The 19,422-nt window shown below is 72.2% G+C and carries 19 protein-coding genes and 1 pseudogene; 13 read left to right on the top strand and 7 right to left on the bottom strand.

What is annotated here, in order from left to right; all coding sequences use genetic code 11:
* Window positions 1–7: 7 nt before the first annotated feature.
* The gene (locus SXIM_RS19155) at window positions 8–1,438 is read right to left on the bottom strand and encodes a nitrate/nitrite transporter (protein WP_030737010.1); all 1,431 of its coding nucleotides are present in this window, start codon (window positions 1,436–1,438) and stop codon (window positions 8–10) included.
* Window positions 1,439–1,585: 147 nt separating this feature from the next.
* Here SXIM_RS19155 and SXIM_RS19150 point away from each other — a divergent pair, with 147 nt between their 5' ends.
* Window positions 1,586–2,806, top strand: coding sequence for a peptidoglycan recognition protein family protein (locus tag SXIM_RS19150; protein ID WP_078846980.1), 1,221 nt, complete (start codon window positions 1,586–1,588; stop codon window positions 2,804–2,806).
* Between the two features lie 201 nt (window positions 2,807–3,007).
* Window positions 3,008–4,162, top strand: coding sequence for a hypothetical protein (locus SXIM_RS19145; protein WP_046725783.1), 1,155 nt, complete (start codon window positions 3,008–3,010; stop codon window positions 4,160–4,162).
* Here the strand turns inward: SXIM_RS19145 and SXIM_RS19140 are convergent.
* A complete protein-coding gene (locus SXIM_RS19140) occupies window positions 4,142–4,726 on the bottom strand; it encodes a CGNR zinc finger domain-containing protein (RefSeq protein ID WP_030737016.1) in 585 nt (194 codons plus the stop codon). The genes SXIM_RS19145 and SXIM_RS19140 overlap by 21 nt on opposite strands.
* 72 nt (window positions 4,727–4,798) lie before the next feature.
* Between SXIM_RS19140 and SXIM_RS27510 the strand changes: the two genes are divergently transcribed.
* Genes SXIM_RS27510 through SXIM_RS19130 form a run of 3 tightly spaced genes read left to right on the top strand, consistent with a single transcriptional unit; the run spans window position 4,799 to window position 6,188 of the window.
* Window positions 4,799–4,945 (top strand): hypothetical protein, encoded by a 147-nt coding sequence (locus SXIM_RS27510; RefSeq protein ID WP_158708079.1) that lies wholly within the window; start codon window positions 4,799–4,801, stop codon window positions 4,943–4,945.
* Window positions 4,946–4,956: 11 nt separating this feature from the next.
* Window positions 4,957–5,490 carry an AAA family ATPase gene (locus SXIM_RS19135; protein WP_046724753.1) on the top strand — a complete coding sequence of 178 codons (534 nt, stop codon included), beginning with the start codon at window positions 4,957–4,959 and terminating at the stop codon, window positions 5,488–5,490.
* A 41-nt stretch (window positions 5,491–5,531) separates the two neighbouring features.
* Entirely contained in the window at window positions 5,532–6,188 is a 657-nt protein-coding gene (locus tag SXIM_RS19130) for a GNAT family N-acetyltransferase (RefSeq protein ID WP_030737020.1), read from the top strand.
* Here the strand turns inward: SXIM_RS19130 and SXIM_RS19125 are convergent.
* Window positions 6,175–6,831 (bottom strand): class I SAM-dependent methyltransferase, encoded by a 657-nt coding sequence (locus tag SXIM_RS19125; RefSeq protein ID WP_046724752.1) that lies wholly within the window; start codon window positions 6,829–6,831, stop codon window positions 6,175–6,177. The two genes, SXIM_RS19130 and SXIM_RS19125, sit on opposite strands and share 14 nt — an antisense overlap.
* A 111-nt stretch (window positions 6,832–6,942) precedes the next feature.
* On the opposite strand from SXIM_RS19125, the gene SXIM_RS19120 reads away from it, so the two are divergent.
* Window positions 6,943–8,925: a bifunctional serine/threonine-protein kinase/glutamate ABC transporter substrate-binding protein gene (locus SXIM_RS19120; RefSeq protein ID WP_052385428.1), complete on the top strand. Its 1,983-nt coding sequence runs from the start codon at window positions 6,943–6,945 to the stop codon at window positions 8,923–8,925.
* 20 nt (window positions 8,926–8,945) lie between these two features.
* On the opposite strand, the gene SXIM_RS19115 is transcribed toward SXIM_RS19120, so the two are convergent.
* Window positions 8,946–9,425: an ATP-binding protein gene (locus SXIM_RS19115; RefSeq protein ID WP_107073946.1), complete on the bottom strand. Its 480-nt coding sequence runs from the start codon at window positions 9,423–9,425 to the stop codon at window positions 8,946–8,948.
* Window positions 9,426–9,579: 154 nt separating this feature from the next.
* Here SXIM_RS19115 and SXIM_RS19110 point away from each other — a divergent pair, with 154 nt between their 5' ends.
* The 6 genes and pseudogenes from SXIM_RS19110 (at window position 9,580) to SXIM_RS19080 (ending at window position 13,988) form a co-directional block, all read left to right on the top strand.
* Window positions 9,580–10,368 (top strand): helix-turn-helix domain-containing protein, encoded by a 789-nt coding sequence (locus SXIM_RS19110; RefSeq protein ID WP_046725781.1) that lies wholly within the window; start codon window positions 9,580–9,582, stop codon window positions 10,366–10,368.
* Window positions 10,365–10,616: a DUF397 domain-containing protein gene (locus SXIM_RS19105; protein ID WP_030737033.1), complete on the top strand. Its 252-nt coding sequence runs from the start codon at window positions 10,365–10,367 to the stop codon at window positions 10,614–10,616. The genes SXIM_RS19110 and SXIM_RS19105 overlap by 4 nt, the downstream gene beginning before the upstream one ends.
* A 17-nt stretch (window positions 10,617–10,633) precedes the next feature.
* Window positions 10,634–11,050, top strand: a complete 417-nt coding sequence (locus tag SXIM_RS19100) for a hypothetical protein (RefSeq protein ID WP_148236137.1) — start codon at window positions 10,634–10,636, stop codon at window positions 11,048–11,050.
* A gap of 197 nt (window positions 11,051–11,247) precedes the next feature.
* The gene (locus tag SXIM_RS19090; protein ID WP_030737039.1) at window positions 11,248–11,709 is read left to right on the top strand and encodes an SRPBCC family protein; all 462 of its coding nucleotides are present in this window, start codon (window positions 11,248–11,250) and stop codon (window positions 11,707–11,709) included.
* 260 nt (window positions 11,710–11,969) lie between these two features.
* Window positions 11,970–13,231 (top strand): annotated as a pseudogene (locus SXIM_RS19085) (APC family permease).
* A 46-nt stretch (window positions 13,232–13,277) separates the two neighbouring features.
* Entirely contained in the window at window positions 13,278–13,988 is a 711-nt protein-coding gene (locus SXIM_RS19080; RefSeq protein ID WP_046724751.1) for a DUF6891 domain-containing protein, read from the top strand.
* Window positions 13,989–14,167: 179 nt separating this feature from the next.
* Here the strand turns inward: SXIM_RS19080 and SXIM_RS19075 are convergent, their stop codons facing one another.
* The gene (locus SXIM_RS19075; protein ID WP_052385429.1) at window positions 14,168–15,199 is read right to left on the bottom strand and encodes a prenyltransferase; all 1,032 of its coding nucleotides are present in this window, start codon (window positions 15,197–15,199) and stop codon (window positions 14,168–14,170) included.
* A 129-nt stretch (window positions 15,200–15,328) separates the two neighbouring features.
* Window positions 15,329–16,102, bottom strand: coding sequence for a TetR/AcrR family transcriptional regulator (locus SXIM_RS19070; RefSeq protein WP_046724750.1), 774 nt, complete (start codon window positions 16,100–16,102; stop codon window positions 15,329–15,331).
* 150 nt (window positions 16,103–16,252) lie between these two features.
* Between SXIM_RS19070 and SXIM_RS19065 the strand changes: the two genes are divergently transcribed.
* A complete protein-coding gene (locus SXIM_RS19065) occupies window positions 16,253–18,541 on the top strand; it encodes an ATP-binding cassette domain-containing protein (RefSeq protein WP_046724749.1) in 2,289 nt (762 codons plus the stop codon).
* A 75-nt stretch (window positions 18,542–18,616) separates the two neighbouring features.
* Here SXIM_RS19065 and SXIM_RS19060 read toward each other — a convergent pair whose 3' ends face one another.
* Window positions 18,617–19,414, bottom strand: coding sequence for a sugar phosphate isomerase/epimerase family protein (locus SXIM_RS19060; protein WP_046725779.1), 798 nt, complete (start codon window positions 19,412–19,414; stop codon window positions 18,617–18,619).
* Between the last annotated feature and the right edge of the window lie 8 nt (window positions 19,415–19,422).

The raw sequence follows: 19,422 nt of genomic DNA, 5'->3' as shown, positions 1-19,422 counted from the left end.
GCCGCCGTCACACCCCCGCGTAGGCGGGTTGTGCGCGCTGTCCGCCGGTATCGGCCGTCCCGCCGTCCTGCGGGCGGCCGGTGCCCGTGCCGCGCAGGTATACGACCCAGGTGACCACGCAGCATGCCACGTAGAAGGCGAGGAAGGACACGAACGCGGCGGTGCCGGTGCCGGTGGACAGGAAGGACTGGCGGAAGGCGAGGTTGATGCCGAGGCCGCCGAGCGCGCCCACCGCGCCGATCAGCCCGATGGCCGCGCCGGACAGCCGCCGCCCGTAGGCCGCCGCGGCCTCGCCGGTGAGGCCGAGCGCGTGCGCCTTGGCGTGGTAGATGCCGGGGATCATCTTGTACGTCGAGCCGTTGCCGAGTCCGGTGAGGACGAACAGGGCGATGAAGCCGACCAGGAAGACCGGCAGCGACTCACTCCCCGAGGCCAGGATCACCACGCCGGTGGCCGCCGCCATGCCACAGAAGGTGTACAGGGTGATGCGCGCCCCGCCGAACCGGTCCGCCAACGCGCCGCCGACGGGCCGGATGAGCGAGCCGAGCAGCGGGCCGAGGAAGGTGATGGAGGCGGCCTGGAGCGGGGTGCGGTCGAACTGGTTCTGGAGCACGAGCCCGAAGGCGAAGCTGTAGCCGATGAACGAGCCGAAGGTGCCGATGTACAGGAACGACATGATCCAGGTGTGGCCGTCGCGCACCGATTCGCGCGCGGCGCCGGTGTCGTTGGTGACGGTCTCCAGGTTGTCCATGTGGCGCCAGGCGAGGACGGCGGCGAGCACGATGAGCGGGGCGTAGACGGCGAGCAGCACGCGCGGGCTGCCGTCCCCCGCGGTGGCGATGACCAGCAGGCCGGCGAGCTGGATGACGGGCACGCCGATGTTGCCCCCGCCCGCGTTGAGGCCGAGCGCCCAGCCCTTCTTCCGCAGCGGGAAGAAGGAGTTGATGTTGGTCATGGAGGAGGCGAAGTTGCCGCCGCCGACGCCGGTGAGGACTGCCACCAGCAGGAAGGTGGTGTACGAGGTGCCCGGTTCCATCACGATCCAGGCGGCGGCGGTGGGCAGCAGCAGCATGGCGGCGGAGACCACCGTCCAGTTGCGGCCCCCGAACCGGGCGACGGCGAAGGTGTACGGGACGCGGACGATCGCGCCGACGAGGGTGGCGACCGAGACGAGGAAGAACTTGCCGGCCGCGTCGATGCCGTACTCCGGGCCCATGAACAGCACCAGGACCGACCACAGGGTCCAGATGGAGAAGCCGATGTGCTCGGAGAGGATGGAGAAGGCGAGGTTGCGGCGGGCGATGCGTTCGCCCTTCTCGGCCCAGAACCGCTCGTCCTCGGGGTCCCAGTCCTGGATCCAGCGCCCGCCGGGGCGACGGGTGCGGGCTCCGGCGGCCGGGGCCGGCCCGGCTCCCGCCTGTGGTGCTGGTCCTGTCATGGCGCCTCCCTCGGGGGTGTGTCTGCACGGGCACCGTAGACGGGCCGGATGTCCGTGGCGATTGCCTCAGATGTCACGCAGGCAACCGCGCACTCACGGCGGGCCCGCTGGCCCGGTGAGCGGCCCCGGCCCGCCTGTCTGCTAAGCATGGAGGGGTCCGAACTCCCGTACTGCACAAGGCGACAAGGACCTTTACATGCCCGAATCCCCCACATCCCCCACACCCCCGCCTCCCACCGGCCCGCCTCGCGGGTCACCCGCCGGGCGCTGATCGGCACCGCCGGCGCGGTGGCGGCGGGCGCCGTGGTGACCCCGGCGGTCATCGCGGCGACGGGCGGCTCCGGTGACGGCGACGGCGACGGCGCCGGCAAGGCCGGTGACGCGGCACCGGCCGGTACGACGCCGCAGTCGTTCCCGAAGACCCGCAGCGCGGCGGCCACCGGCGAGGAGGCGGTGCGCACCGCCTTCCCGATCGGCTTCGTCGGTGTCGCCTGGGCCGGCGCCCGTCACGCCACCGGCGGCGGCATACGGTTCACCGGCGCGGACGGTGACGAGGCCGGCGCGACGTGGACGCCGCTGAGCGGCGGCGGCTGTTCCGACAGCAACGGCGGCCGGCTGCTGGTGGCCGCCCGGCAGGCCACCGGTTACGAACTGCGGGCGCCACAGGGGGCCACCGACCTGGTGTCGGTGGCCCTGGACACCGCGCGCGGCCCGCGCCACGAGATCCCGGTGCCCACGGACCCGACCCGGGTGCGCGGCGTGGAGTACCTCTCCCGGGCGGCCTGGGGCGCGGACGAGTCGCTGCGTTTCCTGCCGGACGGCAGCGAGAACACCCCCACCGCGTTCTACGCGTTCCAGACCCTGACGGTGCACCACACCGTCACGCCGAACGACGACCCGGACCCGGCGGCCACGGTGCGCGGGATCTACGAGTTCCACGCGATCACCAACGACTGGGGCGACATCGGCTACCACTTCCTCATCGACGAGGAGGGCCGGATCTACGAGGGCCGTTACTCGGGCGAGGGCGGCCTTCCGGCGCACAACGAGGACGGCGACCTGGTGACCGCCTTCCACGTGGGCGGCTTCAACTCCGGGAACCTGGGCATCGCGCTGCTCGGCGACCTGACGGAGCGGCCTCCGACGGACGCGGCGCGCGCCTCTCTCACGCGCCTGGTGCGCACGGCGTTCCGGCTGCACGGCCGTGACCCGCTGGCGGACGTCACCTACGTGAACCCGGTCAACGGTGTCGAGAAGGACGTCGCGGAGATCAGCGGGCACCGTGACTGGCTGGAGACGGACTGCCCCGGTGAGGTGATGTACGCGGAGCTGGCGGCGCTGCGCGAGGCGGTCGCCTCGCAGCGCTGACCGCCGCCCGCGACCAGGGCCCGGCCGGCCCCCCGTAGGACCCGTAGTGCCCTACGGCCCGCACCCCGGTGACGCCCAGCGTGCCGCCCTCGCGTGTTCACGCGGGCGTCGCCGGGGGCCGGCCGCTGCGGCGCGCCGTGTTCATCCCCGCTCCCCAGGATCGGGATGTCGCGGTACAACGTGTCCGAGGAGGCCCCCATGATGCGAAAGCTCGCCGTCCTTGCCGTACTGTCCGGGCTGCTGTTGACCACCGTCACACCGGCGGTGGCGGCGGTGGCCGAGGAGGATCGGGGCAGGCCGCCGCTGCCCGCGCTCCCGAACGAGATCAACGGCGGTGCCTGGCCCACCTCCCACCTCCAGGGAGTGGCGGTGGACCGGGAGAAGGGCTTCATGTACTGGTCCTTCACGCAGATGCTGGTGAAGACGGATCTGCGCGGCGACGTCATCGGCACGGTGGAGGGCCTGACCGGGCACCTCGGGGATCTCGACCTGAACCCCCGGGACGGCCGGGTCTACGGCTCGCTGGAGTACAAGGCGGAAGAGGCGTTCTACATCGCCATCTTCGACGTGCGCAAGGTCGACCGCGTCGGCATGAACGCCGAGCGGGACGGCGTGATGACGGCCGTGTATCTGCCCGAGGTGGTCGAGGACTTCACCGCCGACATGGATGGTGACGGCCATTTCGACGGTGACACGGGCGACACCGCCGACCACCGGTACGGGTGCAGCGGCATCGACGGGGTGGCGTTCGGGCCGGGGTTCGGCAAGCGGTCCGGGCAGGGCCGGGACACCCTGAAGGTGGCGTACGGGGTCTACTCGAACACGGAGCGGACCGACAACGACCACCAGGTGATCCTGGAGTACGACGTGCGCGACTGGCGGCGGTACGAGCGCCCGCTGTCGCAGGCGGCCCCGCACCACAGCGGCCCGTCCCGTACGGACGGCAAGTTCTTCGCGTACACCGGCAACACCCGGTACGGGGTGCAGAACCTGGAGTACGACCCCCACACCGGCGACTGGTTCCTGGCGGTGTACGAGGGGGCGAAGGCCGGTTTCCCGAACTACTCGTTCTTCGTGGTCGACGGCACGGCGCGGCCGGTGCGCGGGGAGATCAAGGGGCAGCCCGAGCGTGAGCGCGGTGAACTGCTGAAGGTGAGTGACGGCTTCGACTTCCACGGCCAGTACGGCTTCGAGGCGCTGGGCGACGGCACGTACTACGTGGCCGACAGCGTCCGGGTGGTCGGCCCGGACGGGGTGGCCCGGCAGGAGGGCTTCGCCGAGAAGTACCGCTGGACGGGGCGTTCGGCGGGCGCGGAGCGCGACCGGCCGCCGTTCTCACCGGTGGCCGCGGGCTGATTCGGCCTTCCGCCGGCTGCGGGCACGGTGCCGGGCGACGTTGGCGCGGTTGCCGCACAGCTCCGGCATGCAGTAGCGGCGGCGCCCGGCACGGCTGGTGTCCACGAACAGACCGTCGCAGGTGGGCGAGGCGCAGGGCCGGAAGCGGGTGTGGCCCAGGGTGCGCAGGGTGCCGAGCAGGCCGGTGCCGGTGAGCACGGCGAGCCGGTCGGCGAGGGGAGTGGCGGGGTCGGTGGCCACGTACCACTGCCACTCCCGGTCGGCGTCGCGTTCCAGCACGGGGGCGGTGGTGGCGCGGGTGAGCAGGGCGTTGGCGCCGGCGGCGGTCGCGTCCTCGGTGCCGGCTTCCAGGACGGCGCGCAGGTCATCGCGCAGGTGGTGGACCTGGCGGAGGTCGGCGGCGGTGGGGGTGGGGTGGTCGATGCCGTGTTCGTTGAGGAAGTCGGCCAGCCCGGCGGGGTCGCCGAGCATCTCGCCGGCGCTCTTCCACACCAGGGGCGAGGTGTTGACGAGGTCGGTGGCGAGTCCCGCCCCGGCGGCGTAATCGGAAAAAGAGACTTTCATGCCTTACCTCGTCCTGGTACGGTAACCGCTGTAACTCCTCTACACACCTTAACGCGGAGGTGGCGGTTTCCCATGCGGACCTCGACTCGGGCTCAGGCACGGATACGGCACGGCTGGCGCTGGCTGCGCCGGGTCGGCGCGGACGCGGCGTACGGCATCGACGCCGGCAACGCGATCCGGCACGGCCATCAGCCCACCCAGCGGCGGCGCCCCGCGTAGCCTGGGGCAGCATGATCGTCTGGCTGAACGGCACCTTCGGGGCCGGCAAGACCACCACCACCCGGCACCTGGCCGGCCTGCTCCCGGGGTCGTACGTCTTCGACGCCGAGCAGGTCGGCTATCTGCTGCGAGGTGTCCTGGCCGGCCGGCACCCGGCACGGAACTTCCAGGAGTGGCACCCGTGGCGTTCGCTGGTCGTGGCGACCGCCCGGGAGCTGCTCGGCTTCACCGGCGGCGGGCCGCTGATCATCCCGCAGACGGTGCTGACCCGGGCGTACTGGGACGAGCTGGCGAACGGCTTCGCCACCGAACCCGCCGTCCCCGTGCACCACTTCGTTCTGCACACCGACCCCGGCACGCTCGCCCACCGGATCAACGCCGACACCGCCCCGGAGACCAGCACCCCCGAGGCCAGACAGTGGCGGCTGGCCCACATCGAGCGGTACACGGCGGCCCTGCCCTGGCTGCGGACCGAGGCACACGTCCTGGACACCACCCGCACACCCCCGGCGGAGGTCGCGCGCACCATCGCCGGACGGCTCTAAAACGTTCGACGCCCGGGGCCTGACCCGGGCAGCATCACACGATGGAACCGCACCAGATCTGGCCGCTGTACGGCCTGCGCCTGACCACCCCCCGCCTTGAACTGCGCCTGCCCGGCCTGGAGGAGCTGGCCGAGCTCGCGGCCGTGGCGGGGAACGGGGTGCACGAGGACGGCGCCATGCCGTTCAGCTTCCCCTGGAGCGACGCCGCCCCGCAGCAGCGGGCGCGCGCCACCTTCCAGCATCTGCTGGGCACCGTCGCCGCCTGGCGCCCGGAGGCGTGGGCGCTGAGCCTGGCGGTACGGCACGAGGGCCGCGTCATCGGCCGCCAGGACCTCATGGCCACCGACTTCGCGGTGACCGGGGAGGCCGAGACCGGCTCCTGGCTGGGCCTGCCGCACCAGGGCCGGGGCCTGGGCACCGAGATGCGGGCGGCGGCTCTGCACCTGGCCTTCGAGGGTCTGGGCGCGCGCTCGATGACCTCCGCGGCGATGACCGACAACCCGCGTTCACTCGGCGTCTCGCGCCGGCTCGGCTACCGCGACGACGGCATCACCACCGCGTCCGTGCAGGGCCGCCCGCGTACCCTCCAGAGGCTGCGGGTGGACCGCGCCGACTGGCAGGCGCACCGTACGGTCCCGGTGACGGTGCACGGGCTCACGGACGGCTGCCGGGAGCTGTTCGGCCTCAGCCTTCCCTGACCGCCAGCAGATAGCCCTGGTGGCGGCGGGAGTCGGCACCGGGCTCGCGCAGCGAACGCAGGCCGACGGTGAACCCGGCGGCGGTCAGCGCGTCCGCGAAGGTGTCCACCGGCCACAGCCAGCCGGGCGTCACCTTGTGATCGAAGGGCACCGGCTCGGGCGCCGCACCGGCCGCCGTGGACTGGAAGCCCAGCAGCAGCTGCCCGCCCGGGGCCAGCACCCGGTGGAACTCGGCCAGCGCGCGCGGCACCTGCGCGGGCGGGAGGTGGATGAGCGAGTACCAGCCCAGCACGCCGGCCAGCGAACCTCCCGCGGGAACGTGCGAGCGCAGGTCCAGCATGGTGCCGGTCTCGAACCGCAGCCCCGGGTACGCGGCGCGGGCCAGCGCGATGAACTCCGGGGTCAGGTCGACCCCGAAGGCGCGGACGCCGAGCCCGTCCAGATGCGCCGTCACATGACCGGGCCCGCACCCGATGTCGGCCACCGGACCGGCGTCCCGGACCAGATCGGCGAAGACGGAGAGCAGGGCGAGGTCGTACGCCTGCCGGGGGAACTGCTCCTGGACGAACTCCAGGTAGCGGCCGGACATCGCCCCGTAGGCGTCCCGGGCGGCGGCGGCGGTGGCTTCTTCTGAGGTGGCCATGGCCGCGGACTTTACGCGTCCGGGCGAGGCGATGCCGGAAGAGGTCCTGATGTTTTGCGGATGAGTGTCTAACCTGACGATCAGGACTGACCGTTCATTGAGTGGGGGCCCATGCACGGCAACGAAACGGGGGCGGGAAGCGGCGACGCCGAAGAGACCAGACGGCTGCGCCACGAGCCCGACCCCGACACGTACAAGCTGCCCGGCCGAACCCGGCCGGACCAGCCGGAACCCGTCGAGACCCCCACCACCGCCACCCAGCCCCTGCCACCACCCGGCCCGTACCCGGTGATCGCCGGCCGCTACCAGCTGCGCAGACAGCTCGGCCGCGGCGGGATGGGCGTGGTGTGGGAGGCCATGGACACCCGGCTGGGGCGGCCGGTCGCGGTCAAGGGCGTGCTGCTGCGCGGCGGTATCGACCCGTCCACCCAGGCCGAGCTGGTCGAACGCGCCCGCCGCGAGGCCCAGGCCATCGCCCGCATCGGCCACCAGAACGTCATCGCCGTCCACGACATCATCGAGGGCGCGGCCGAGATGGTGGAGGCGGAGGACGGCACCGGCGCCGAGGGCGAGGTGTGGATCGTCATGGAACTGCTCGACCCCCGCTCGCTCGCCGACATCCTGCGCGAGGAGGACCGCCTCCCGGTGCACCGCGCGGCCCGGATCGCGCTCCAGGTGCTGCGCGGCCTGCGCGCCGTACACGCGGCCGGAGTGCTGCACCGCGACGTCAAACCGCACAACATCCTCTTCCGGCGGGGCGGCAGGGCGCTGCTGATGGACTTCGGCATAGCCACCTTCGAGGGGGCGGCCCAGGTCACCCGCTCGCACTCGGTCATCGGCACGCCGCGCTATCTCGCCCCCGAACTGGGCCACTTCTCGCCCGGGCCCGAACGCAGGGCCTCACAGGCCTCCGACCTGTGGTCGCTGGGCGTCACGCTGTACGAAATGGTGGAGGGCCGACCGCCGTTCGGCGGCCTGGACGCCCTGGAGATCCAGCAGGCGGCGCTCAACTCCCCGACCCCGCCCATGCGGTACGCGGGTCCGCTGGCACCGCTGATCGAGGGCCTGCTGCGCAAGCTGCCCCGGCACCGGATATCGGCGCAGGAGGCGGAGGACGGGCTGCGCCGGATCGCCCGCGAGGAACCGCCCGCGATCCCCGGACCGCCGAAGGAGCCGCCACCGGAACTCCCGCCGCCGGTGGGCTCCCGCCGCCGGTGGGCGCCGGCCGCGGCGATCGCCCTGGTCCTCGCGCTGCTGGCGGGCGGCGGCTGGCTGCTGTGGGGCCCCGGAGGCGGGGGCGGGCTGTCCCACACCTCGCCCACCATCCAGGGCGCGGAGACCCGGGGTCTGCTGCGGATCGGCGTGAAGTCGGGGCAGCCCGGTATGAGCGAGCTGGTCGACGGCGAATGGCGCGGCTTCGACATCGAGTTCGCCAAACTGATCGCCACGGACCTGGGCTTCGACCCGGACACCGAGGTGCAGTTCGTGCCCGTGTCGAGCGTGAACCGGGAGAAGCTGCTGGGCCAGCGGCAGCTGGACCTGGTCGTCGCCACGTACAGCATCACGCCCGAACGCCAGGCGGAGGGCGTCACGTTCGCCGGCCCGTACTTCATCACCGGCCAGACGATGCTCATGCGACAGGGCATGTACGAGGACGTCTCGGGTCCGGCGGACTTCCCGCAGGGCACCCGGGTGTGCACCGGCGACAACTCGACATCGGTGGGCGCCCTGGAACAGGACTGGCCGGGGAGGTTCGTGGTGGACACCCGGTCGGACTACGACACGTGTGTGAACCTGCTCCTGGACCGCACCTACGACGCGGTGATCACGGACGATCTCATCCTGGCCGGATTCCAGGCCCAGCACCCGGACGAACTGGAGATGCTCCCCCGCTCCTTCACCACGGAACGCTACGGCGTCGGCCTCCAGTCCGACGAGGGCGCACTGCGCGACACGGTGTGCGGGGTGATCCGCGACGTGATCCGGGACGGGCGCTGGCAGCAGCTCTACCAGAACGAATTGCAGGACCTCCTGGGCGGCGAATCCCGCGACAGCCCGTCCCTCCAGGACCTGGAGCGGTGCGAGGACGGTTAGCGCTCCGGAGGTCCGCAGGGTCATGGCACCGTCGGCTCGCCGCCGCCCAGGCGCCAGCCCGGGGGCGGGGCGAGCCGGGCGGTGCGCACGGCGTCCTGATCGAGGACGAACTCGCACCACACCACCTTGCCGGGGTCCCGGGTCCCCACCCCCCAGCAGTCCGACAGCGCCTCCACCAGCCACAGCCCGCGTCCGGTCTCCCCGCCCTCGTCCAGGTCGCGCACCCGTGGCCGCCCGTCGCCGCTGTCGTGCACCTCCAGGCGCAGGACGGCGTCGGTGGTGAGCCAGAGATGGAGGGAGAAGCCACGGCCCGGTGGCACGCCGTGCGTGATCGCGTTCGTCGCCAACTCGCTCACACACACCAGTACCTCGTCGGCCCGCCGCTCGATCCGCCAGTCGCTCAATGCTTTTCGGACAAACCGACGAGCCGCGAAGACGTTGCGCTTGTCGCGCCGGAAGAACCGCTCGCGTACACAGATCTGATGAAAGTCCTCATCCACGCCCCCAACGGTGGTGTTGCGTGCATAAGCTCCAACAGTGCGTGAAGCCGTACGGCGTGAGCGTACGGGCGGATTTCGGTCAGGTACGGAACCCGGTGGGGAGTGGGATCACATGGCCCCGAGGAGCAGTCAGCGCAAGAAGCACACCACGACGATGAAGACGGTCGGCGCCGTCCTCAGCCGACTCCGCACGCACGCCGGCCTCTCCCAGAGCGCCCTCGCGGAGAGGGCGTGCGTGGCCCAGGAAACCATCGCCTCCGTCGAACAGGGAAGAAGGCCCCTGCTCCCGCACCTGGCGGAGCGGCTGGACGATGTCCTGGAGACCAAGGGGGTGCTCTGGGTGATGGTGGACAACCTGCCGGACGAGGCCAAGTTTCCGATCTGGGTCCTGGAGTTCGTGGCCCACGAGCAGGAGGCCGTCTCCCTTTCCACGTACGAGAACCAGGTGGTTCCCGGACTGCTCCAGACCGGGGCTTACGCGAGGGCCGTCTTCCAGAATGCCCTCCCCACATTGACCGACGAGGACATCGAGACCAAGGTCGCTGCCCGACTGCAGCGGCAAGCAGTACTTCGCCGTGACACGGATCCGCTGTACGCCAGCTTCATCCTCTCGGAAGCGGTGCTGAGCGACAGGATCGGTGGCCAGGAGGTATACCGCGACCTGATCCGTCATTTGCGGGAGTGTGCTGATCTGCCCGGGGTGGCGATCCAGATCATGCCGCTTGGCCGAGAGCACCATGCGGGCCTGGACGGCCCGTTCGTTCTGCTGGAAACACCTGATCACCAGCACCTCGGCTACACCGAGACACAGCGCGGCAGCCATCTCTTCCAAGATCCCTATGAGGTGAGCATCCTGTCGCAGAAATATGCAATGCTGCGGTCACAGGCTCTCAACCCGGAGGAGAGCAAGCGCCTGTTGGACCGGTTGCTAGGAGAGTCATGAACAGCACACTGACCTGGTTCAAGAGCAGCTACAGCGGCACTGAGGGCGGCAACTGCCTGGAGGTGGCCTACACCTGGCAGAAGTCCAGCTACAGCGGCGACAACGGCGGCGCCTGCGTCGAGGTGGCCCGCTGCCCGGGTGACACCGTGCACATCCGTGATTCCAAGAACCTCACTGGCCCCATCCTCACCGTAAGTCCGGACTCATGGTCGCACTTCACCGCATCCGTAGCGCGCATCAGCGACTGAAGCCGATGTTCGGCGGTGTGGGGATTCTGATCGCGGTCAGTCTCATCGCCCTCGCCGCCGTTCTCGGTTACCGGACCGGACGTGACCAGGAGCAGGGGCCGACCGTTGCCTCGCTCATGCGTGAGCGCGCGCAGGCGACGGCCGAGGAGTACCGGTCCGTGTACCCGGACGACGAACTGGCGCAGAAGGTGGCCCGTATTCACGTCACCCTGGACAACTCGGGTGCCCCGTACTTCATCGCCGTGCTGAGCGACAGCAGGGACGTCGACTCCGAGGCGCTGTGCGCGCAGGTGACGGACTTCCTCTCCCACCAGCGCGGGCTCGACTTCTCCCCCGGCCACACGGAGTTGGTGTTCACCGCCGAGGGCGAGATGCTGCGCAACTTCACCACCGTTCTGTCCAGGGTGACCGTCGAGACCGGCGGCGACTCCTAGCCCTGGACCGTCACCAGGTAACGGCGGCCGGTCAGTCCACTGCCGGGGGCTGCTCGGCGGCAGCCCGCGTGAACCCATGGCTCCGCTCCACCTTCGCCACATGCAGGGTGTCGCTCTGATTCCACGCTCGGCGCACCGCACGAGTACGGGTCCGCGCAGGTCCGGGCGGTGTCGCACCGGGGTGTTAGGGTCCGGCCATGCCGCGCACGGACACAGCGTCACGAGTCATCACCGCCCCGCTCGATCGCGTCTGGGACGCCCTTGTCGACCCGGCGGCGCTCGCGGTGTGGCTCCCACCGGCCGGAATGACGGGCAGGTTCGAGCGGTTCGACGCCCGGCCGGGCGGGTCGTACCGGCTGGTGCTGACCTACGCCGACGCGTCCGGCGCGCCGGGCAAGGCGACCGCGGACTCCGACATCGTCGAGGCGCGGTTCGTCGACATCGTCCCCGGGGTGCGGGTGGTGCAGGCGGTGGACTTCGTCTCCGACGATCCCGCCAACGCGGGCACCATGACCATGACCTGGCAGGTCACCGCGGTCGCGGCGGGAACACGGGTCGACATCGTGGCAACGGATGTCCCGGACGGCATCACGGCGGAGGATCACGCCGAGGGCCTCGCCTCCTCGCTGGCGAACCTCGCCGCCCACACGGAGCGGTAGCCCTCCACCGGGGCGCCCGTGGCGCCTCGGCCGAACAGCCGTGCCGCGACCGTGAAGGCGCATCGCATCGATCACGAATGCCGCCGCCCGGCGCCAGCTGCCCCCGGAAGGTCGCCGACAGCGCGGTAACGGTGCTCCGTGTCCGTTGGTCCACCGGAGCTTTGGCAAAGGTTCATGCCCTGCACCCTTCGGGCGGCGGGCCCCGGCCTCCTGATCGGCTAGCTTCTGCGGAAACCCTCGCCCCGGCCGGAAGGTCCGTCATGAGCCCGTCCCCGTCCCCCTCCCCAGACACCGGGCTCCGGCGGCGGCTCGGAGTGTTCGACGCCGTCGTGATCGGACTCGGGTCGATGATCGGGGCGGGGATCTTCGCGGCGCTCGCCCCGGCCGCCCGTGCGGCCGGGGGCTGGCTGCTGCTGGGGCTTGGGCTGGCGGCCGTGGTCGCGTACTGCAACGCGATGTCGTCGGCGCGGCTGGCGGCGAGGTACCCGGCCTCCGGGGGACGTATGTCTACGGGCGCGAGCGGCTCGGACCGTTCTGGGGCTATCTGGCCGGCTGGGGGTTCGTGGTCGGCAAGACCGCGTCCTGCGCGGCGATGGCCCTGACGGTGGGTGTCTACGCGTGGCCGGGACAGGCGCACGCGGTGGCGGTGGCGGCCGTGGTGGCGGTGACGGCCGTCAACTGTCTCGGGGTGCGGAAGTCGGCGCTGGTCACCCGCGTGGTGGTGGCCGTGGTGCTGGCGGTGCTCGCGGCGGTGGTGACGGCGTGTCTGGTGCCGGGGCGCGGTCCGAACGTGGCGGGCGGGGTCCCGGCGGCGGCGGTCGGTTGGGGCGGGGTGCTGGAGGCGGCGGGGCTGCTGTTCTTCGCCTTCGCGGGGTACGCGCGCATCGCGACGCTCGGGGAGGAGGTGCGGGATCCGGCGCGGACGATTCCGCGCGCGATCCCGGTGGCGCTGGGGATCACGCTGGTGGTGTACGTGCTGGTGGCGGTGGCGGTGTTGACGGCGCTGGGGGCGGGTGGTCTCGGCGCGTCCGGCGCGCCGCTGGCGGACGCGGTGCGGGCGGCGGGGTCCGGCTGGCTGGCGCCGGTGGTGCGGGTGGGGGCGGTGCTGGCCGCGCTCGGTTCGCTGCTGGCGCTGCTGCTCGGGGTCTCGCGCACGGTGCTGGCGATGGCGCGGGACCGGCATCTGCCTTCGGGCCTGGCGGCGGTGCACCCGCGGTTCGGGGTGCCGCAGCGGGCGGAGCTGGCGATCGGCGCCGTGGTGGCGGTGGCCGCGGCGACGGCGGATGTGCTGGGGGTGATCGGGTTCTCGTCGTTCGCGGTGCTGGTGTACTACGCGATCGCCAACGCCTCGGCGTGGACGCTGAGCCCGGCGGAGGGGCGGCCGGTGCCGCTGATTCCGGTGGTCGGCTTCGTGGGCTGCGCGCTGCTGGCTGCGGCGCTGCCGGTGGCCTCGGTGGTGACGGGGGCGGCGGTGCTGACGGCGGGGGCGGTGGCGTACGCGGTACGGGGCCGGTGGCGCTGACGGCGCGCGCCCGGCCGTTGTCAGTGGCGCGTGCGAGGGTGACGGCATGCTGGGGATCAGGGTGCGGACCGAGGACGGGCGGTCGCGGGACCGGCTGACGGCCGGTGAGCTGGCCGCGCTGGTGCGGCGGATCGGCGGCGCGGGGGACCGCTTCGTGGTGGTGGAGCGTCTTCCCGATGTGCCGGATGTCTACGTCCAGGTGTGGCACGAGGAGGGCGGGGCGTACACGCTGGAGCACCGGGACGGGGATCCGGAGCGGCACTTCACGACGACGGTGGACGCGCCCGGTCCGGTGGCGAAGGCGCTCACGGGCTGGGCGCGGTCGGCCGGGGGCTGGGACGCCGGGCTGGCGTGGGAGCGGCTGACGTTCCCGCAGGAGGCGACGGACGGCGAGGGCTCGCAGGAGATGGAGGACGCGCAGGCATCGCCGCTGACCCTGGCGTTCGCCGAGCTGGAGGCGGCGGGCATCACGGCGCGGGAGAACTTCGCCTGCTGCCGCGCCTGCGGCCTCGCGGAGATCGGCGGGGCGGGCGAGCCGGACGCCCGGGGGTTCGTCTTCCTCACCTCCGAGCCGTACCGCGACGCGTCGCTGCTGTACGGCGGGTTCGACGGCTCGGCGCAGACCACGGCCGCCATCGGCCGGGAGGTGGTGGCCGGGCTGGAACGGCGGGGGCTGAGCGTGGTGTGGGACGGGGATCCGGGCTCGGCGATCACCGTGCGCACGCCCGCCGCGAACGGCGCCCCCGGCGGCGCGTGAGGCGCCGGGGGCACCGGGGGCACCGGGGGCACCGGGGGCACCGGGGGCACCGGGGGTCCCTTTGCCGGGGTGCGAGGGGATTCCGCTGCGACGGTCCGGCCGGGACGAGTGGTCCATCGGCGGTGAGGGCGGCCGGACGCACGGGGCGATCCGGACGGAGGCGCTGCGCGCGGGCGCTCTCAGTCGCGCGGTGCCGACACCTGGCCTCTGGTGACGAGCCACCACAGGGCGAACGCGCCCAGCGCCGCCGTCTTGAGCGCCGGCCACCAGTCCCACTCCTGTGGCCAGGCGCTCAGGGTGAGCCCGGCGACGACAGCGGCGGAGGCGAGCGGCAGTTGGGCGGTGGCGGCGAAGGTGGTGCGGGTGCCGAGGTCACCCGCACCCATGGCGCGGGCGGCGGCCCACGGCAGCGGGGCGGTGGCGAGCAGCAGAACGGTCACCCACGGGGTCACCAGGCCGCACAGGCCGAGCGCGGCGACCGCGCCGTACACGCCTGCCTGGCCGGCCGCGTAGAGCCGGACGGTGCGGCGCGGGCCGAGCAGTCCGGTGACGGTGAGTTTGCCGACGGCGCGGTCACCGTCCAGGTCGGCCAGGTTGAGCACGAGCAGTTGCAGGAACTGCAGGGCCGCCAGGACGGCGACGCAGGCCCATGCCTGGGCGGTGACGCCCCCGAGCTGGGCGAGGCAGGCGAGCAGCGGCAGCAGCCCGTGCAGTGAGAGCGCGCAGGCGAGTTCGCCGCCGGCCCGGTAGTTGAGGCGGAACGGGGGCGCGGTGTAGAACCACGCGAGCAGCAGGAAGCCGACCGCCAGCAGCCGGGTGCCGGGGGTGGGCAGCAGGGCGAGCAGGAACACCGTGCCCAGCAGCAGCACGAACGCGGCGGCCAGCCCGGTGGTGGGGGCGAGGGTCCGCTCGGTGAGCACGCGGCTGCCGCCGGACCAGGCGGTGGGGGCGGGGTTGGCGCGGTCGGCGTCCAGGTCGAAGTAGTCGTTGCAGTAGTACGTCATGAGGTGGGCGCCGCAGCCGAAGGCGAGCACCAGGGTGAACAGGCCGGCGTCGAACCGTGCCCCGGCGTGCACCGCGAGTTCCGTTCCGGCGCACAGCACCAGCAGGCTGTGGAAGAGGAACTTCGGCCTGCCGAGCCGGATCAGTGCCCCCAGCCGCCGTCCGGTTCCCCGTTCTGGCCGCGCGGGTGCCTGTGGGACCGCTGTCACCGTCAACTCCTCTGTTCCTCGGGTGTGTTGAGGCCCAGTGAAGCCGGGTGGGACGGGTGTCGAGCAGGGGGCACGCAGGGGCGCCTGGGGTGGGAGGGGCCTGAGTTACGCGCGGGTGCGCCGCGCGCGTTACGGCGTGCGCCGGTCGATCAGGGCGGCGAGGCCGTCCAGGACCCGGGCCAGGCCGAAGGCGTAGCCGTGGTCGGGGGCGTTCGCGCTGCGGTACGCCTGACCTGCGGCCGTGCCGACCCGGCCGGCGAGCGGGAAGCGTTCGGGGTCGTGGATCTTGGCCAGGACGGGGGCGTGGGCGTCCCACCACTGCTGGTCTGTGAGGGCGCTCCCCGCTTCGGTGGCGCGCTGGTCGAGGGCGGCGCGGGCGGTGCTCTGGACGAAGGCGAGGAGGTGGGTGAGCGCGGCGTCCATGTCGAGGTCGTCCAGCCCCAGACCGTCGAGGGCGCGCAGTTCGTGCTCGTACTTGGCGATCACTCCGGGGCCCAGGGGCGGGCGGCTGGTGGGGAGCCGGGCGACCCAGGGGTGGCGCTCGAAGAGGTCGCGGTTGGCGTCGGCGACGGCGGTGACCCGGTCGCGCCAGGGGGTGTCCGGCGGCCACGGCGGGCGGGGCATGTCCTGGTAGACGGTGTCGAGCATGAGGTCGAGGAGGACGGCCTTGCCCGGGATGTAGGTGTAGAGCGTCATGGGGGTGACACCGAGTTCCTGGGCGACGCGGCGCATGGTGACGGCGTCCAGGCCGGCCGGGTCGGCGTCGGCCACGGCGATGGCGGCGCGGATCACCCCCTCGACGCTGCGTGCCGGGCGGGGGCCGCGGCCGACCGGCCCGGAGCCGGGTTCGCGCCACAGCAGCCGGAGGGCGCGGCCGGCGTCGGTCTCCCTGTCGGTGTCCATGGCCGTCATTTTCTCCCGCCCGCGCGCGCACTGCGTACAGCGTACTTTGTACTGTGTATAGAGTACGCTGTACGCGCGCCGTGTCCCCCCGCGCCCACCCCTGCACCGTCCCCGCGCCGTACCACCCACTCACCGAGGAGACCGCCCGCCATGCACCACGCCACCACGCCCGCGGACAGCCATGACGTCATCCAGGTCCGCGGCGCCCGGGAGAACAATCTGCGCGGCGTGGACGTCGACATACCCAAGCGCCGGCTGACCGTCTTCACCGGCGTCTCCGGCTCCGGGAAGTCCTCACTCGTCTTCGGCACCATCGCCGCCGAGTCCCAACGGCTGATCAACGAGACGTACACGGCGTTCGTCCAGTCCTACATGCCGAGCCTGGGCCGCCCCGATGTCGACGGGCTGCACCACCTCACCGCCGCGATCGTCGTCGACCAGGAGCGGATGGGCGCCAACTCCCGTTCCACGGTGGGCACCGCCACCGACGCGTACACCATGCTGCGGATCGTCTTCAGCCGCCTCGGCGCCCCGTACGTGGGCACCTCCAGCGCCTTCAGCTTCAACAGCGCCGAGGGCATGTGCCAGCGCTGCGAAGGGCTCGGCGAGGTCTCCGAGATCGACATCGACCAGCTCGTGAACCGCGAACTCTCCCTCAACCAGGGCGCCATCACCGTCCCGAACTTCACCGTCGACTCCTGGTACTGGCAGACGATGGTGCTGTCCGGGTTCTACGACCCGGACGTCCCGCTCAAGGACTTCACCGCTCAACAGTGGGAGGACTTCCTCCACAAGCCCGCGACCAAGGTGAAGATCAGCACCAACAACATCACCTACGAGGGCCTGCTGGTGAAGGTCCAGCGGGTGATCCTGGCCAAGGACCGCGACGCGATGCAGCCGCACCTGCGGGCGTTCGTGGACCGGGCCGTGCGGTTCGCCCCCTGTCCCGGGTGCGGCGGTGCCCGGCTGAACGCCGCCGCGCTGGGCGCCCGGATCAACGGCTGGAACATCGCCGACTGCTCCTCCGCCCAGATCAGCGAACTCGCGAAGTTCCTGCGCGACGTGCGGGACCCCTCCGTCACCCCGCTGCTGGAGAGCCTGCGCCATCTGCTCGACTCACTCGTGGAGATCGGCCTGGGCTACCTCTCCCTCGACCGCCCCTCCGGCACCCTCTCCGGCGGCGAGGCGCAGCGCGTGAAGATGGTGCGGCATCTGGGGTCGAGCATCACCGATGTCACCTACGTCTTCGACGAGCCCACCACCGGGCTCCACCCGCACGACATCCAGCGCATGAACGACCTGCTGCTGCGGCTGCGCGACAAGGGCAACACCGTCCTGGTCGTCGAGCACAAACCAGAGGTCATCCGCATCGCCGACCACATCATCGACCTGGGCCCCGGCGCCGGCACCGCCGGCGGCGAGATCTGCTACACCGGGGACGTGCCGGGGCTGCGGGCCTCGGGGGCGCTGACCGGGCGGCACCTGGAGCACCGGACGCGGCTGCGCGAGCCGGGACGGCTGCGCACCCCGCGCGGGCACATCGCGGTGCGCGGCGCCGACCGGCACAATCTGCGCGGGGTGGACGTGGACGTGCCGCTGGGCGTGCTGACCGTGGTCACCGGGGTGGCCGGGTCGGGGAAGAGCTCGCTGGTCCACGGGTACGTGTCGGGCCGGGAGGGGGTGGCGGTCGCCGACCAGTCGCCGATCCGCGGCTCGCGGCGCTCCAACCCGGCCACGTACACCGGGCTGCTCGGCCCGATCCGTACCGCTTTCGCCAAGGCGAACGGGGTGAAGGCCGCGCTGTTCAGCGCCAATTCGGAGGGCGCCTGCCCGAACTGCAACGGTCTGGGGCTGGTGTACACCGACCTCGCGATGATGGCCGGGGTGGCGTCGGTGTGCGAGCGGTGCGAGGGGCGCCGGTTCACGGACGAGGTGCTCACGTACACGCTGCGCGGCAAGAACATCAGCGAGGTGCTGGGGATGTCGGTCGCCGAGGCGTACGACTTCTTCCCCGGCGGGCAGGCGCACGCCGTGCTGGGCCGGCTGGCCGATGTGGGGCTGGGCTATCTGCGGCTGGGGCAGCCGCTGAACACCCTGTCGGGCGGGGAGCGGCAGCGGCTGAAGCTGGCGATCCACATGGCGGAGAAGTCGGCGGTGTACGTCCTGGACGAGCCGACGACCGGGCTGCACATGGCGGATGTGGACAAGCTGCTCGCGCTGCTGGACCGGCTGGTGGACAACGGGAACACGGTGGTGTGCGTCGAACACCACCAGGCGGTGATGGCGCACGCGGACTGGATCATCGACCTGGGGCCGGGCGCGGGTTCGGACGGCGGGCAGGTGGTTTTCACGGGAACGCCGGCGGAGCTGGTGGCGGCGGCCGACGGGGAGCGGGCGTCGCTGACCGGACGGCATCTGCGGGAGTACGCCGGGCGGTAGCGGCCGGCGTTCACGCGGGTGGGGCGGGGCGGGGCCGCCCGGCCCCACCCCGCCCCACCGCACAGCGGTCCGCCCTCAGCCGAGGTGCTGCGTCACCCGGTTGAGGGTCTCGGCCAGCACGACCTGGCCGTCCCGCGACCACAGGACGTCGTTGAACAGCTCGACCTCGGTCCAGCCGGTGTAGCCGGCCTTGCCGACCTCGTCCGCGAACCAGCGCATGTCCACCGAACCGTCGCCGATCTGGCCCCGGCCGGTGAGCACACCCGCCGGCAGCGGGGTCACCCAGTCGGCCAGCTGGAAGCTGTGGATGCGGCCACCGGCCCCGGCCCGCGCGATGCCCTGCGCGATCCGGTCGTCCCACCACAGGTGGTAGGTGTCCACAACCACGCCCACCTGCTCGGCGGGGAAGCGCTCCGCGAGGTCCAGCGCCTGGTCCAGCGTGGAGACGACGCAGCGGTCCGCCGCGTACATGGGGTGCAGCGGCTCGATGGCCAGCCGCACACCGCGCTCCGCCCCGTACGGGCCCAGCTCGGCGAGCGCGTCGGCGACCCGCTCGCGGGCCGCGACCAGATCACGGTCCCCGGCCGGCAGCCCGCCGGAGACCAGCACCACCGTGTCGGTGCCCAGCTCGGCCGCCTCGTCGATCGCCCGCCGGTTGTCGTCCAGCGCGGCGGCCCGCTCGGCCCGGTCGGTGGCGGTGAAGAACCCGCCCCGGCACAGCGTGGTGACCGTCAGCCCGGCCTCGCGCACCAGGCGCGCGGCGGCGGCCACCCCGTACTCCCGCACCGGCTCGCGCCACAGGCCCACGCCCTCGATGCCCAGGTCGGTGCAGCCCTTGACCAGCTCGGGCAGGCTGAGCTGCTTGACGGTCATCTGGTTGA

The sequence above is a fragment of the Streptomyces xiamenensis genome (assembly GCF_000993785.3).
Classification (GTDB): domain Bacteria; phylum Actinomycetota; class Actinomycetes; order Streptomycetales; family Streptomycetaceae; genus Streptomyces; species Streptomyces xiamenensis.
This window is presented reverse-complemented; position numbering and strand designations above follow the sequence as displayed.